General features: G+C 41.5%; 2 pseudogenes. Both read right to left on the reverse strand.

The annotated features are described in order from the left end of the window. Window positions 1-334 (reverse strand): annotated as a pseudogene (locus tag QM481_RS24845) (IS3-like element ISLbl2 family transposase); the annotation flags it as partial. A gap of 83 nt (window positions 335-417) precedes the next feature. Then, window positions 418-573 (reverse strand): annotated as a pseudogene (locus QM481_RS24970) (IS3-like element ISLbl2 family transposase); the annotation flags it as partial.

Consider the following 573-nt stretch of genomic DNA (forward strand, 5'->3'; position numbering starts at 1 on the left):
CCAAATGGCGAAGAATATAAATCACCCTACTACTCTTGAGCGAGTAGTCTGTCTCTATGAAAAGTACTTCTCGATTGTAATCATCTATCACGTTAAAGCTTCGGAATGAACGCCCATTGCTCAAAACATCACTCATGAAATCTATGCTCCAAGTTTGAGTAAAGCTTTGGGGAACTTCTAAGGGCTCTTTTACTCTAGCCACAAGACGTTTTTTAGCCTTTCTACGAATAGAAAGTCCCATCTGCACATACACCCGATGCACTCGCTTATGATTGAAATGATGACCCGCATTGCGCATACGGTAGTAAAACTTCCAAAAGCCTTCACGAGGATGATCTTTACTCAATTGAGATAACTCATCCATTAACACTTGATCGTTCTTAACGGATTGATAGCCTAAACTGCTTCGGCTCGTTTTGAAGATACGGCATGCCTTGCTAATGCCTCTTGGATAGAGTTCTTTCAACTCTCGCACAAGTGCTCGCTTGACACAAGGCTTTAGAGCTTTTTTTCTATGACATATTTTGCCATATCCAGCTCCAAGGCTAATTCAGCATACATGCGCTTGAGTTT

Source organism: Flectobacillus rivi, assembly GCF_030056655.1.
In the GTDB taxonomy this organism is placed as follows: Bacteria; Bacteroidota; Bacteroidia; order Cytophagales; family Spirosomataceae; genus Flectobacillus; species Flectobacillus rivi.